13 protein-coding genes are annotated in these 13,136 nt (G+C 54.4%); 2 read left to right on the top strand and 11 right to left on the bottom strand.

Features of this window, described 5'->3' with window-relative positions; genetic code table 11:
* Positions 1-588: 588 nt before the first annotated feature.
* From AC0N03_RS14635 to AC0N03_RS14685, 11 genes are all read right to left on the bottom strand, one after another.
* Positions 589-1,236 (bottom strand): hypothetical protein, encoded by a 648-nt coding sequence (locus tag AC0N03_RS14635; RefSeq protein ID WP_474289557.1) that lies wholly within the window; start codon positions 1,234-1,236, stop codon positions 589-591.
* A gap of 88 nt (positions 1,237-1,324) precedes the next feature.
* Positions 1,325-1,900: a carboxymuconolactone decarboxylase family protein gene (locus tag AC0N03_RS14640; RefSeq protein ID WP_474289558.1), complete on the bottom strand. Its 576-nt coding sequence runs from the start codon at positions 1,898-1,900 to the stop codon at positions 1,325-1,327.
* Positions 1,901-1,993: 93 nt separating this feature from the next.
* Positions 1,994-2,587, bottom strand: coding sequence for a DUF3047 domain-containing protein (locus tag AC0N03_RS14645; protein WP_474289559.1), 594 nt, complete (start codon positions 2,585-2,587; stop codon positions 1,994-1,996).
* 112 nt (positions 2,588-2,699) lie between these two features.
* Positions 2,700-3,545 carry a sterol desaturase family protein gene (locus tag AC0N03_RS14650; protein WP_474289560.1) on the bottom strand — a complete coding sequence of 282 codons (846 nt, stop codon included), beginning with the start codon at positions 3,543-3,545 and terminating at the stop codon, positions 2,700-2,702.
* A 138-nt stretch (positions 3,546-3,683) separates the two neighbouring features.
* Positions 3,684-4,328 carry an ATP-binding cassette domain-containing protein gene (locus AC0N03_RS14655; RefSeq protein ID WP_474289561.1) on the bottom strand — a complete coding sequence of 215 codons (645 nt, stop codon included), beginning with the start codon at positions 4,326-4,328 and terminating at the stop codon, positions 3,684-3,686.
* Complete coding sequence (locus tag AC0N03_RS14660; RefSeq protein WP_474289562.1) at positions 4,325-6,079, bottom strand: ABC transporter permease; 1,755 nt, start codon at positions 6,077-6,079, stop codon at positions 4,325-4,327. The genes AC0N03_RS14655 and AC0N03_RS14660 overlap by 4 nt, the downstream gene beginning before the upstream one ends.
* Positions 6,031-7,191 (bottom strand): ABC transporter substrate-binding protein, encoded by a 1,161-nt coding sequence (locus AC0N03_RS14665; protein WP_474289563.1) that lies wholly within the window; start codon positions 7,189-7,191, stop codon positions 6,031-6,033. The genes AC0N03_RS14660 and AC0N03_RS14665 overlap by 49 nt, the downstream gene beginning before the upstream one ends.
* A gap of 130 nt (positions 7,192-7,321) precedes the next feature.
* The gene (locus tag AC0N03_RS14670) at positions 7,322-7,933 is read right to left on the bottom strand and encodes a CDP-alcohol phosphatidyltransferase family protein (RefSeq protein WP_474289564.1); all 612 of its coding nucleotides are present in this window, start codon (positions 7,931-7,933) and stop codon (positions 7,322-7,324) included.
* Position 7,934: 1 nt separating this feature from the next.
* The gene (locus AC0N03_RS14675) at positions 7,935-10,007 is read right to left on the bottom strand and encodes an FAD-dependent oxidoreductase (RefSeq protein ID WP_474289636.1); all 2,073 of its coding nucleotides are present in this window, start codon (positions 10,005-10,007) and stop codon (positions 7,935-7,937) included.
* Positions 10,008-10,267: 260 nt separating this feature from the next.
* The gene (locus tag AC0N03_RS14680) at positions 10,268-10,483 is read right to left on the bottom strand and encodes an anti-sigma factor family protein (protein WP_474289565.1); all 216 of its coding nucleotides are present in this window, start codon (positions 10,481-10,483) and stop codon (positions 10,268-10,270) included.
* Positions 10,480-11,103, bottom strand: coding sequence for a sigma-70 family RNA polymerase sigma factor (locus AC0N03_RS14685; RefSeq protein ID WP_474289566.1), 624 nt, complete (start codon positions 11,101-11,103; stop codon positions 10,480-10,482). The genes AC0N03_RS14680 and AC0N03_RS14685 overlap by 4 nt, the downstream gene beginning before the upstream one ends.
* Positions 11,104-11,333: 230 nt before the next feature.
* On the opposite strand from AC0N03_RS14685, the gene AC0N03_RS14690 reads away from it, so the two are divergent.
* Positions 11,334-11,972 (top strand): class I SAM-dependent methyltransferase, encoded by a 639-nt coding sequence (locus AC0N03_RS14690; protein WP_474289567.1) that lies wholly within the window; start codon positions 11,334-11,336, stop codon positions 11,970-11,972.
* Positions 11,973-12,328: 356 nt separating this feature from the next.
* Positions 12,329-13,081, top strand: a complete 753-nt coding sequence (locus tag AC0N03_RS14695; RefSeq protein ID WP_474289568.1) for an SDR family NAD(P)-dependent oxidoreductase — start codon at positions 12,329-12,331, stop codon at positions 13,079-13,081.
* The last annotated feature ends 55 nt before the right edge of the window (positions 13,082-13,136 follow it).

Consider the following 13,136-nt stretch of genomic DNA (forward strand, 5'->3'; position numbering starts at 1 on the left):
ATAACCCGCAACGTAAGCATGTCAGAAACGGCATGCTGTCACCGGCTGACTTCGAGCAGCAGCAAAAATTGAAACTGTAAGGTGTCTAGAAAACTCGGGGCTATTCACTTGCCAAGCCTGATGTAAAGCTCAACGGCGCGAAGCCTGTCTGCGTAGGAATACATGAACTACCTCCCGGTGGTCCAAGTTTTCGTCCGCACCCCCATTTTTCCATTTAGTGGTGATCTGCGTTATCGAGAAATTTTTGATAAATTTCAGTGATTTGATTAAGTCAAAACGGATCAGCGTAGAGTGACAAAATGGGTCAATCTGAAGCGAAAATTACCACCCACACCTATCCTTGGACCGCCTGAGGGTAGAGTTTCCGGCTTGTGACCCCTTTGGAGAGAGAGGAGAGTTTCGATCCAATGACGACAAAATGCACGATCTTGACAGCGTTGAACATCGCCGCATTTTGAGAGCGGTTGCCAATCATCGCTAGCGAAATTACCTGTCTGATAGTGCTATTGGATTGCCGCAGTATTGGTTCGAATTCCTCCGGCTTGGCCGGGAATAATCTGTCTTCAGCTCGTATTATCTCTACTGCGGCTAATCCGGTCGGGCAATCAATTGGTGATGGGCATTGACTCCGATCTTGCCGCGCTCGGCACCATGAAAGCGGCTGTCGCTGTGATAGACGAGAAGGATCGCGTTGACATGCGTCGGTACATCTGGCGCCTTGATTAAAATCTGTGCTGAGCCGTCGGCGCGGGCGATGAAATTGTTCCTGATGCCTTTACCGTCGAGCGGCGTAAAACCGGTGGGTGACTGATCGAAGTGATTTTCGAAAAGGCTGTAATGGCCGCGCGGACGCAGGTCCTTGAATGACAACGAGATCAGCGCTCCGTCAGGCTCAGACTTGATTATCGCCCGGCCGCGGGCAGTAAGCCATTGCCCCAGATTAAAGCCCAGCGGCTTTGCCTCAGCATTGACCAGTGGCGTGTTCTTGCCGTCATCAGCAATGAAAGCGGGGCGAACACCCGGTGCGTGCGCAATGTTTTGCGGCCCAATTCCGGCTGCCACACCCGAATCAGCGACAAAGGCTTGCGGATCAAGCGCCTTTGCCTGTTTCGTTTCAGCGGAGAAAAAGGCGGCATGCGTTTGAAACTCCAATATGACGACGGGTGCAGCAGAGGCGGGGGCTGCGACGATGCCGGTTGAAATTACCAATGCTGCGCTGAAGGCAAATGGTCTCATATGGTTCTCCAGTTCTGATGCTATATTGCACATTCAAATGAGGGCGATTGCGTGGCAATTGCTCGTCAGATGTCAGCGCAGTGCCTTGCTACGGGTTTGGCGTCCATGCATAGGCCGAAAAAGCAGCATCCAGTTCCGGCATGTTCACGTGGTTTGCATAATTGCTAATGGTCTTAACAGCCAAGGCCAGAACGATTTCCAGAACCTGAGATTCAGTGAAACCAGCCGCGAGAAATTTACGCAACTGGCTTTCGGCCGGTCGGCCACGTGTGGCGAACATGTGTGAGGTGAAGGAGCCCAAGACCGCGAGTTTTTTATCGGGAACGTCGGCGTCGGAGCGCAGGGCCTGCAACACGTCGGACGGCACTTTTGAAACCCGGTCTGCGATCATACTATGCGCCGACATACAATATTCGCAGCCATTTTCCCGGCTGATTGTCAGGAAAATTACTTCTTGCTCTGCCGGTGTGAAGCCAGAATGCGCACGAAATGCATTGTAGCCTTCGAGATATGTATGTAACAGCCCCGGCGAATTCGCCATACCGGCATACATGTTAGGAATGAATCCCACCTGAGCCTTTACTTTTTCCAACATCGCTCTGGCCTGTGGATTGTCCGATTCAAGCGTTTGCGGGGCGAGTGATAATTTTGCATTTTCGGACATTTCATTCTCCTTGGAGTGCTTTTTACCTTGGCGGGCGCAGCAAAGATCAGATTGCCGCGGTTTAAAATCGAATATTTGAAAATTGAACACGGTTCATTCAGCGCTGAACCAGATATTTCCATAATAGGCCACAGCATCGCCGCCGTGATTGTCGGTGTCTGTCATCAGTGCGGCGGCATCGATTTCTTCGATGTCTTGACCAAAGGCCTGATGCAGGTCGGCGCGCAGGTTGCGCTTATGGCTGGTCCAGGTACCAAGATTCCGTGTTCCGGAATCGACAGCAAACAGCATGACCTGGCCGGTATAAGGGCTTGGCCAGAGACTTTGCGCCGGGTGCTCGCTCGCCCAGACATAATTGAGCGAGAGCGAACGCATAACCATTATCCCGCGCTCGGCCACGACGTAAATACGCGCCGGAAAATCATCGCCGGCTTTCGAGCTTTCGTCTATCCCCGGGAAAATATTTTCGACTTTCCAGGACCAATTGATGAATGGCGTCTTGGAGAGATCGACCTTGATTTTGCGATAAAGGCCGGAAGCCGAGTCATGCGCCTGCGCTTTCAGCACATTCACATGTTGATCCGAATCCGGCACGAAGGAATATGCCGTCTCACCTTTGAACAGCTTCGTTTCCCAGCCCTGCAACTGGCTCGCAGAAAAATCCCCCACCATAATTCTGGACGGCATATCTTGAGCTTGTACTCCGCTAGCAAATAAAAACAGAAAAACTAAAATGGCTTCCCGGCACTTGGGCATGGGTTATCCCTCTGACTTGCGCTCTTGTCCTGGTGAAGGTCGCTCATGCCGTGTCCTTGTCCCGGAATGGCTGAGTCAGCATTTTATCAAGACGCTGTTCTGCGGAGTCACGAAATTCATTAATGCCGAAGATCATGTGTGATTGCCCAGCCTCGGGTTCGGCGCGGTAAGTCCGGAACACGAAGTCCCACCAGGGCAGGTTGAAGCCGAAATTGCTATCTGTTTCGGCGCGGACCACCGAATGATGTACGCGGTGCATGTCCGGCGTGACCAATATCCAGCGCAACAGCCCCTCGAGCCAGAAAGGCAGGCGTATATTGCTATGATTGAACATGGCTGTGCCGTTGAGGAGGATTTCGAAAATAATCACAGCAACAGGCGGAGCACCGAGAAGCGTTATGGCGCCGAACTTGATTATCAGCGAAAGCAGAATTTCAACCGGATGAAACCGCAGGCCCGTCGTCACATCGAATTCGGTATCGGCATGGTGGACGCGGTGCAGGCGCCAAAGGACCGGCACGAAGTGAAACAGTACGTGCTGGCAGTATATAGCCAGATCGAGCAATATTACCGAAAGGATGACGGCCAGGCCGCCGCCGGGCTGGATTGTGTTGAACACGCCCCAACCCGCCTGCTCGGCATAAAGTGCAACCCCGACAGCGGTGGTTGGAATGAGCAACCTGACCAGTAAAGTATCCAGAATCACAAGGCCGAGATTTGACGGCCAGCGCGTGGCGCGGCCAAGTGTCTGAACCCGCCGTGGCATGGCCAGTTCCCAAAGAACCATGAGCGTGAAAATGCCGATAAAAAATATCAGCCGCAACTGGCTAGCGTGATGGTTGATGGCCTCAAAACCCGATATCACTCTTGCCCCCATATTGTCGCGCATTTTCCATCCCGGCTAAATCCGCCGAGACAAATTAGAAGATGCCAAGCAGTGCTCATGACCATTTGTCGCGCCAAGGCTCCAGATCTTACAGGCCGCGTGCAATAATATTTGAGGCGCAGGCGGTGCGGCTCATGTGAATTAACTGCGCAGGGCAACGATGTTGCCCCCGGCTGCGGCGGCATCGGCTTCGTCATGAGTGACCATCAACACCGGAAGATTTTCCGCCAAAGCATGTTCAAACACAAAGGACCGCACGTCCATGCGAAGGCTTTGATCGAGTTTTGCGAAGGGCTCGTCGAGTAATAGAGCTCGGGGCTTTGACAAGAGCGTGCGCAGAAGCGCGACGCGCGAGCGTTGTCCGCCAGACAGGGAGGCCGGATCGCGCCCGGAAAAGCCGGACAGTCCGGCGTTGATCAGCGCCGCGTCCACCCGTTCCTTCCGCGCAGCCCTGCCGCGAATATCTGATGGCAGTCCAAACATGAGATTTTCACCGACCGAAAGATGTGGAAATAGCAGATCGTCCTGAAACATGATGCCGATATGCCGCTTCTCGGGTGCGAGATGAGTAACATCTTGCTCGCCGATCCTGACAGTGCCTGTTGCCTGGAATGCCGGATCGAGATGTCCGCCGATGAAGGCCAGCAAGGTGGACTTGCCGATACCGCTTGCACCCATGATAACCGCTATCCTGCCCGGCAATACATGAAGATCGAGATCGTCAATAAGCGTCTGGCCGGAATTGCGCAGCCGGATCGTCACATGGCATAAGTGAAGCGCATTCATATGATATCTCCGCGCAGGGCTGCGCGCCGCGCATACACGAATCGTGGAATCAGAAACGCTGCCGCGTAAGCTAGCATCGGCAGAAAAGCCTGTAGCACCGCATAGACACCCTGCAGACGTCGGTCTGCGCCGCTTGCGAGCGCGACAGCTTCTGTCGTTAGCGTCGGCACGCGTCCTTCGCCAATCACGAGGGTTGGTAAATACAAGCCAACGCTCACTGCAAAGCCAATGGCGGCGGCGGTAAGAATCGGTCGAAGCAACAAGGGCAATTTTATCCTCACGAGGATATGCACCGGGTCGGAACCGAGCGCGGCTGCAGATCTGATGTAGCGCGGGTCCAGTGCGCGCCAAGGATCGGAAAGCGCCATCATAACGTAGGGGAAGACGAACAACACCTGTGCCCAGGCTACTGCGACAAATGACCCGCTCAATCCCCATCGCAGAAAGATGACATCAAGGCCGAACAGAAATGCAATTTGTGGAATGAAGAGCGGCAGGAAGACAACAAAGAGCAAAGCCGCGCCAGAGCCGCCTCGTCCTGATCCAGCCCCTTCAAACCATGCAATGGCAAGGACTAGCGCTGTCAGAGTTGTCACCAGCCCGAGCCAGATCGTGTTGGTAATGTTATCATACCCTGCGGTGACTGCTTCATGCCAAGCATGCCACGACCATACCGTGGGTGCGACGGCAGGAAAAGGCCAACGCCAGGCGAGCGACCACAATATGAGAGAGAAGAGCGCCAGCGCCGCCAAAGCAAAGAGAACCAGAACGAGGAACGAGGCGAAACGCAATCCGGGCTCACTCGTCAGGCCGCGCCCACCGCGCACGATCCACCAGCGTCCGATCCGGATGAATACGCGCTCAACCCACCACCAGAGCGCAATGGCTGCGACAATGATCAGCGTTTGCAGCATTGCCGCGGCAGCCGCCGGCTTCAGCAATGCCGTATCCGGGGCCTCGAACCATCGCATCGCCGCCACGGCGAGAGTCGGTGGATTGTTCGGACCGAGAATGATGGCCATGTCGACGACCGAAAAAGCGAAGGCAAGAACTACATAGAGGCTGAGGCGTATCTGAGGATAGACCTGTGGAAAGATGATCTTGACCCATACGAGGCCGCGAGCATAACCGAGGGCTTGTCCGGCCGCCAGATATTCGCGCACGGCGATCTGATTGAGCGCTGCCAGAATGACCAGCAGCAGAAACGGAACCTCTTTCGCGAGAAGACCAATTATCAGCGACATGCCCCAGCTATCGTGGATAATCACAATATCCGGGGGGGTCTGCCAACCAGTGGCCCAGGGGCTGACCAGACGGAACAAGAGCCCCGAAGGCGCCAGGAGGAAGGCCAATCCTATGGCCATTGCGGCGTGCGGAGTGGCAAGAAGCGGGGCCAGCATCCGCTCCGCAGCATTTCTGCCGATGCGGCCATGGACGATAGCGCAGAAACTCATGGCAAGCGCGAGGGCCAGCGCGGTTGAAGCGAATCCGGTGCCAAGGGTCAGCCGAAGACTGGTTCCGAAGCCAGGCATACTCACTAATTCTCGCCATGGCCCAAAATTTATCTCATTATCGCCAAGCGCTGGCATATAGCCGAATGCCGGCAATAATGTTTGCCAGAAACCTAGAGCGACAGGCGTAAGAAAGCCGGCGGCCAGGCACAGCGCTAAGCCCAGTCGATATCCAATTACATGGGTTGAGATCATCTGGTGTAGCGTTCGCTCCAGGCTTTGGTGAGGCGGGTCATCCACGAGGCATGCGGCTCCAGCAATGTTTTGCCGAGTTCGGCATTGGTGGGGAGCGCTGTTGATTTAGGCAGCGCCTTGAATGCAGCCGCTTGATCCGGATTCAGCTTTGTCTGGTCAAGCACCGAAAAACTGCCAAGAACATGGATATCCTGCGCATGGGCCTGTGTCGCGGGATCCAGAAGGAAATTGGCAATGACCATAGCCCCTTCCTTGTGGGCTGCGTTAAAGGGAATGGCGACAAAACTGACATTGCCAAGCGTTCCATTGGAGAGCGTATAGGTCTTGATGCTTTTCGCCAATTTACCATCCGCTATGGCCGCCGCCGCGCTGGCCGGGTCAAAAGACATTGATATGTCAATTTCGCCATCGGCCAGCAATTGCTGCTGCGCGGATTCACTGGCCGGAAAGTCATTACCTTGATGCCAAAGAGCCGGGCGCAGTTGGTCATACCAGGCCCAGAGCGGAGCGGTTGCTGCTGCAAAACTTGCATCGGTTGCGGGCAATTGCAGGACAGAGGGATCGGGCGCGAGTTCAATCAAAGCCTGTTTGAGAAAGGTGGCACCCATGAAATTAGAGATGACTGGATGGGTGAACCGGCCTGGATGCGCTTTGGCCCAGATGAGCAGGTCCTGCATGGTTTTGGGTGGCGACTCGACACGGGCGCTGTCATAATTGAAGACGAATTTTGCTAGCCTCCATGGCGATTCATACCCCTGCACAGGAACGGTAAAATCCACCGAGGCTGGGGATGCAGGGGAGAGATCAACAAAGCGTGCGTTGGGCAGATCTTTCACGAATGGTCCGGCAAGTAAGCCTTTCTCTTTCATAGACAGGAAATTAGGTCCATTGATCCAGATAAGATCCACGGAACCATCGCTGGTCTTGCCCGCTGTCCTTTCGGCGATCACACGCGTGACGGCCTCTGCTGTGTCCGATAATTTCACCTGTTGCAACCTTACGCCGTAGCGCTGGCTCACTTCGTCGCCAACCCAGTGAATGAAGGCGTTGGTGCGCTCGTCACCGCCCCATGCGTTCCAATAGACTGTCTGTCCCTTTGCCTTTGCCAGCGTTTCATCCCAAGAGCCGGCGGCTTGCGCGGTACTGGCCAAAATCATACATCCAACCGCGGCTAAAAAAACCGGACGAAACATGGATAATACCTCTCTCAAAATGACAAAAAACTCAGATTTAAAGCTTTGCTCATTAGTCGTGGTGACGCAGCGATTTGTTACAGAGTGTTACACATCATTTCGGCTTGAACGTCGTCCAGCCTTGATGCCAACGCATGAGCGTGGTGATCACGCATAAAAGCGCAAATCCATAGGCAAGCGGGGCAAACCAACTGGGCCAAAGACACATCGTAATGAAAAGAGCAATTGTCTCTGCGCCTTCGGTTAGCCCGCCGAGATAATAAATGCCTTTGTTGAGATGATGCTCCGCCTTCATCTGTCGCTGCGCGGCGAAAATCGCGAAGGCGAGAAAACTCGTCCCTGTGCCCACAAAAGCCGCGATCAGACTGGCCGCGGCAAGTGCATTGCGCGTAGGATCAGCAATTGCAAAGCCGAGTGGCACAATGGCGTAGAAGACGAAATCCAGAGCTACATCCAGAAAGGCGCCCCTGTCGGTTGGGCCTTCGAGTCGGGCAACCGCGCCATCAAGTCCATCGAGCAACCGATTGGCCAGAATGAACCAGAGCGCGATCCGGACATGATCGGACGCGAGCAAAGGCACAGCAAGCAGGCCGGCCGCAAAACCTGCCAAACTAATCTGATCGGCCGATATTCGCCCTGCGCGCAATAGCCGGGCTGCAGGCTGCAGCAGAATTTTCTGACCCGGCAAGATATAACGATCAAGCATGTCACGCGCCTCTTCGCCAGCGATGATACCATTCCATCAAGCTGCGTGCTTTTTCTGGGATATGCGCGCGTTTCCACTCGCCCGCGGCATATTTGTTCGCTTCGGCGAAGGTTGGATAGGCATGGATAGTGGCAAGAATCTTGTTAAGGCCAAGGCCGTGCCTCATCGCCAGAACAAATTCGGCCAGCAGGTCGCCGGCGTGTTCGCCTACAATCGTGACGCCAAGAATAGTGTCCTGGCCCGGCGGTGTCAGCACTTTGATGAAGCCACGCGCAGAGCCATCGGCAATGGCGCGGTCAAGTTCTGCAAGATCGAAGCGGGTCACTTCAAATTTTATGCCCTGTTGCTGGGCGTCCTGTTCGTTGAGGCCGGCACGGGCAATTTCGGGATCCGTGAATGTGGCCCAGGGAATGACCCGGTAATCAACCCGGAATTTGCGGAATATGCCGAACAGGGCGTTGACCGATGCAAACCACGCCTGATGTGCGGCAATATGAGTGAACTGATAAGGGCCGGCAACATCCCCAGCCGCAAGAATATTCGGATAAATCGTTTCAAGAAAATCGTTGGTATCAAGCGTCCGCTCCAACGAAATTCCGAGTTCTTCCAGGCCGAAGCCGGTTAGCCGCGGCGTCCGACCCACCGCGCAGATCAGTTCGTCAAAAGCGATCCGGCTTTTAACGCCATTGCATTCGATGTCGATCAGCTTTTCGCCGTCCTGAATGGCGCATGAGAGCGCCTTGTGCCCGGTCAGGATGGCGACGCCGTCCGCCTCAAGCGCGCGCCGCGCAAATTCCGATACATCCTTATCTTCCCGCACGAGCAAGCGAGGCGCCATTTCAATCTGCGTCACCTGCGCGCCCAGCCGGGCAAAGGCCTGCGCCAGCTCGCAGCCGATGGGGCCGCCACCTAGCACGACAATCCGTCGCGGTGGCGCGTCATATTGTGCAAATGTCTGCCACAACGTGTCGGAGGTGACATAACCGGTCTCCTCTAGTCCAGGCAGCTTCGGAACAAAGGGTCGCGCGCCAGTCGCAATGATGATGGCGCGCGTGGTAAGCCGGCGCGAGACGCCATCATTCAGTGCAATATCCACTGTCCAGGGATCGATGATGCGGGCATAGCCTTGCAGGACTTCGGCGCCCAGCGCCGTGTAGCGTGCAATGCTATCATGCGGCGCGATGGTCTCGATAACGTCTTGTATACGTGCCATGACCTTGCGGAAGGACGGCGGATTGGCGGAGGCGACAAGTCCATATTGCTCAGCATTGGTAAATTGATGCATGAGTTTGGCGCTTTTGATCAGGGCCTTGCTTGGCACACAGCCATAGTTGAGGCAGTCTCCTCCCATCTTATGAGCTTCAACAAGTGTCACTTTTGCTTTTACGGCAGTGGCGATATAGGTGCTGACCAAGCCGGCCGCGCCAGCGCCGATCACGATAAGGTTGCGGTCGAAATGTTTTGGCTTCTTGAAACGTTTGTAGATCCGCCGTTTGCGCCAAAGACTAATGCTGGCTTTGCCCAGCCAGGGGAACAATCCTAACAAAGCGAAAGACGCGATGAGCCCCGGAGATAGCACGCCCGAAAGCGAATGGAGGCGGCCAAGCTGAGTGCCTGCATTCACATAAACAGCTGAACCCGCCAGCATCCCGGCCTGACTAACCCAATAAAACGTCCATGCCGTGAGCGGCGTGAGGCCCATGGCCAGATTGACCAGAAAAAACGGGAACACCGGAATGAGCCGGAGGGTGAAGAGATAAATTGGGCCATCGCGCCTGAATCCTTCATTCATGCGTTTCAGACGCAGGCCTAGGCGTGTCTCAACCGCTTCGCGCAAGAAAGTGCGGGCGCTGAGAAAGGCGAGCAACGCGCCGAGGCTTGATGCAAATGAGACGATCAGCAAGCCCTGAATAAAGCCGAATATTGCTCCGATCGCCAGAGTCATGAGCGTGCCGACCGGCAGGGAAAAGGCCGTGACCAGCACATAAATAACAAAAGTCAGAAGAATTGAGGTGAACGGCGATTGTTCCCGCCAGACTGTCAGATCTGAAAGATGGGCTTTGAGATAAGCCAAATCCGGCACTTGTGCCCGAAACAAAAAAATACCCAGAGCAAGAGCGCCAGCGATTGCGGCAAAGAAGAGCGGACGCTTCATGGCAGGGCTGTGGGATTGACGCAGAGCCCTATGACGTTCGTAAAATCACTGATTGGGCGGATCAGATCCTCAAACTGAATTTCGGCCAGAACCATATGCTCTCTCGCGTCGACAAAGTGATCTTTGTTAGGTTTGTCGCGCGAGCGGGTAAATTCTTACACGGCACGCCGAAGATGGCGTCATTTTTCCGGATCGGGACTATCGGACCGGTTATCGGCCTCGCCCTGACGCATATAGGTGCGGGTGATCAGACGCAATTCTTCCATCTGTCTGGTGAAATGCCGGCATCCCTTGCAAAAGGCAATATGCATCTGGAGCGCGACCTGTTCCTTGATATTCAGACGGCGATCCAATTTTTCTGAAGAGAGACGGGAAACATATTCGCAGCTCATCATCTGTCATTACTCCCTGCAAACCAATGCAACTCGAGACACTCGCGCAAGCGCAGGCGTGCGCGATATAGCATGACATTGAGATTGGAGATGGTAATGCCGACCTCGCGGCAAATTTCATTTGAGTCGAGTTCGATCATTTCCCGCATCATGAACACACGACTATGCTGGGGCGGAAGATGGCTCATGCAGGTTTCAAAGACGCGCCAGAAATCCTGCCCAAGTAACGCAATCTCTGGGTTACCCCAGTCGGCAGGCTTATGCTGCGAAGACCACATGTCGCGCTCATTAAAATAGTTTTCCGTCCCTCGATCGGACTCATTGTCGGAATGCTCATCAATTGAAATCATCCGCCGCTGGCGTGCCCTTAAAATGTCGCGGATCTTATTTTTCAAAATGGCATAGACCCAAGTCTTGAATGCGGCCTGTGCACGAAATGAACCTGCATTTTTTAATGCACCCATCAGGGCTTCCTGGACAGCATCTTCTGCGAGCGCGCTATCTCCGAGCTGCTGGGTAGCAAATCTCAGCATCTGCTGCCGTAGTTCCTTGATAAATGCGCCGTCGGAGAAGATCACGTCGGCCTTTGCGCTGGCTTGAGAGGAACAGTCCGTGCTCATCATGTTTGCTCTTCGTATGGTCAGAAATTTGAATGAAGCTTAGGCGCACAGCACTTTAACTGCAAACGGGGGTAACCTGAGTCCCTAAATCTGCTCTAAAATTTGGTAGAGCCGGCTGCTCGGGGACTCTGCCTCAAAAATGGAGGGCATGCGGCTTTCAGGTCAGGCTTGCTTGTTGAATGGCCTGTCACTAAAATGACCTTTGTCGCGGCGGACAATTATCTTGAGGCGACATGAGCGACTTCAGCGCCTTCGCGGATACGGAAAGTTCGGCCTGGAAGGAAAATACTCGGGCTGCCGATTATGTGCAGCTTTTCGCTGGCGTTCCCCGACAGGCAATACCGGATCTGCTCGCTTCAGTTGATGTTCATGCAGGCGAGGATGCGTTAGACCTTTGCTGCGGTCACGGTTCTGTGGCGGAGGCTTTGGTCGCCGCTGGCTGCAAAGTAACGGGCCTTGATTTTTCTCCCGCCATGCTGGAACTGGCGCGGGCCAATGTCCCCGATGTCAGCTTTGTTGAAGGGGATGCACAGCGGATGCCTTTTGCCAGCCAGCACTTCGACATCGTACTCTCGAATGTTGGTATTCCGCATGTGCCTGAACAAGAGTTGGCGCTCAGGGAAGCCTATCGCGTGCTGCGTCCGGGCGGCCGTTTAGCGATGACCGCGTGGTTCGGCCCTCAAGACTCGCCCTGCATGGGAATTTTATATGCCGCGATACGTCAATGCGGCAGCCCGGACGTCGTCTTGCCTCCGGCTCCGGATTTTCATCAGTTTGCCAATGAGGATTTTGCTCGCGATGTGCTGAAAAGCATCCGGATCGAGCGCATAGCGTTCCGGCGCGTTGAATGCGTTTTGCGGCTCAGCTGTTGATTACCGTTACGATTTAATCGACTTTTTCATTTAACCGTAGCCTAGTGCTACGTCTGAATATTTCACAAAAACATATACTTAAATATCTCTTGAATGGATCAGCGCCACATGAAAAAGTGGATCAATTACTAGCGAATTTCTACAGTATTGCATTTTGGCTCGAACTAGCATTGCGACCTGGATGCACGATCGGCAATTTGTAAAGCGATCGGGCAGGACGGTATAAATCGTTCCAAGTGCAATTTTTGATCTGGCGCAAGGTCTTCGCCGAAAGATCGGCCTAACCTCTTCACACTTTGATTTGCCCGAGCAGGCTCCGGCATTTGTTATTATCTCGAACTTCTGTGCGAGGGATCATGCGTCTTAAAGACAAAATCATTCTGGTCACGGGCGGCGCCAGCGGTATTGGTCTGGCGACTGTGCAGCGCTGCCTTGAAGAGGGTGCCAGTGTGGCGATTGCCGATCTTCCTGGACATAATGGCGAATTCAGAGCCATGGAACTGGACAGGGATTATCGCTCACGCTGTTTGTTTTTTGCCGCAGATATGACCTCGAGTGATCAGGTGGACAAGCTGATATCGTCCGTATCCGCTGACATGGGCCGGTTGGATGGGGTGTTTAATAATGCCGGAATTGGCGGCATGAGCGCGGCTGAATCTTATCCGGACGGAGATTTTTTGCATGTCCTCGACGTCAATCTGACCGGAGTTTTCCGGGTGGCGCGTGCGTCCTTGCGCCAGATGTATCGTCAGGGCAGGGGCAGTATCGTCAATTGCGCCTCAATTCTCGGCGTTTTCGGTCAATCGATGACGGCGGCCTATTCTGCGGCGAAAGGCGGCGTCGTAAATCTAACTCATACACTGGCGCTGGAGGCTGCGGGCAAAGGCGTACGTGTCAATGCGGTTGGCCCCGGCTATATTGACACTCCCCTACTGGCTGGGCTGGATCAGGCCACCATGGATGCCTTGATCAAATTGCATCCCGTTGGCCGACTTGGGCGTCCGCGGGAGGTGGCCAATGCTGTTGTTTTCCTGCTCAGCGATGAGGCGAGTTTCATAACGGGCGCGCATCTGCTGGTTGATGGCGGATTCACTGCCGGCAAATCCTGAAAGGCAATCCCGGTTCGGTATCGGCAGGCCCAGAAAAAATGGTAAAGTTTCAAGG

The sequence above is a fragment of the Methylocystis sp. sgz306128 genome, from assembly GCF_056032725.1.

What these genes read in the sequence shown, in the direction of transcription:
- AC0N03_RS14635 (WP_474289557.1), bottom strand. Translation starts at nt 1,236, where the DNA reads ATGAGACCATTTGCCTTCAGCGCAGCATTGGTAATTTCAACCGGCATC.
- AC0N03_RS14640 (WP_474289558.1), bottom strand. Translation starts at nt 1,900, where the DNA reads ATGTCCGAAAATGCAAAATTATCACTCGCCCCGCAAACGCTTGAATCG.
- AC0N03_RS14645 (WP_474289559.1), bottom strand. Translation starts at nt 2,587, where the DNA reads ATGCCGTCCAGAATTATGGTGGGGGATTTTTCTGCGAGCCAGTTGCAG.
- AC0N03_RS14650 (WP_474289560.1), bottom strand. Translation starts at nt 3,545, where the DNA reads ATGCGCGACAATATGGGGGCAAGAGTGATATCGGGTTTTGAGGCCATC.
- AC0N03_RS14655 (WP_474289561.1), bottom strand. Translation starts at nt 4,328, where the DNA reads ATGAATGCGCTTCACTTATGCCATGTGACGATCCGGCTGCGCAATTCC.
- AC0N03_RS14665 (WP_474289563.1), bottom strand. Translation starts at nt 7,191, where the DNA reads ATGATTTTGGCCAGTACCGCGCAAGCCGCCGGCTCTTGGGATGAAACG.
- AC0N03_RS14670 (WP_474289564.1), bottom strand. Translation starts at nt 7,933, where the DNA reads ATGCTTGATCGTTATATCTTGCCGGGTCAGAAAATTCTGCTGCAGCCT.
- AC0N03_RS14680 (WP_474289565.1), bottom strand. Translation starts at nt 10,483, where the DNA reads ATGATGAGCTGCGAATATGTTTCCCGTCTCTCTTCAGAAAAATTGGAT.
- AC0N03_RS14685 (WP_474289566.1), bottom strand. Translation starts at nt 11,103, where the DNA reads ATGATGAGCACGGACTGTTCCTCTCAAGCCAGCGCAAAGGCCGACGTG.
- AC0N03_RS14690 (WP_474289567.1), top strand. Translation starts at nt 11,334, where the DNA reads ATGAGCGACTTCAGCGCCTTCGCGGATACGGAAAGTTCGGCCTGGAAG.
- AC0N03_RS14695 (WP_474289568.1), top strand. Translation starts at nt 12,329, where the DNA reads ATGCGTCTTAAAGACAAAATCATTCTGGTCACGGGCGGCGCCAGCGGT.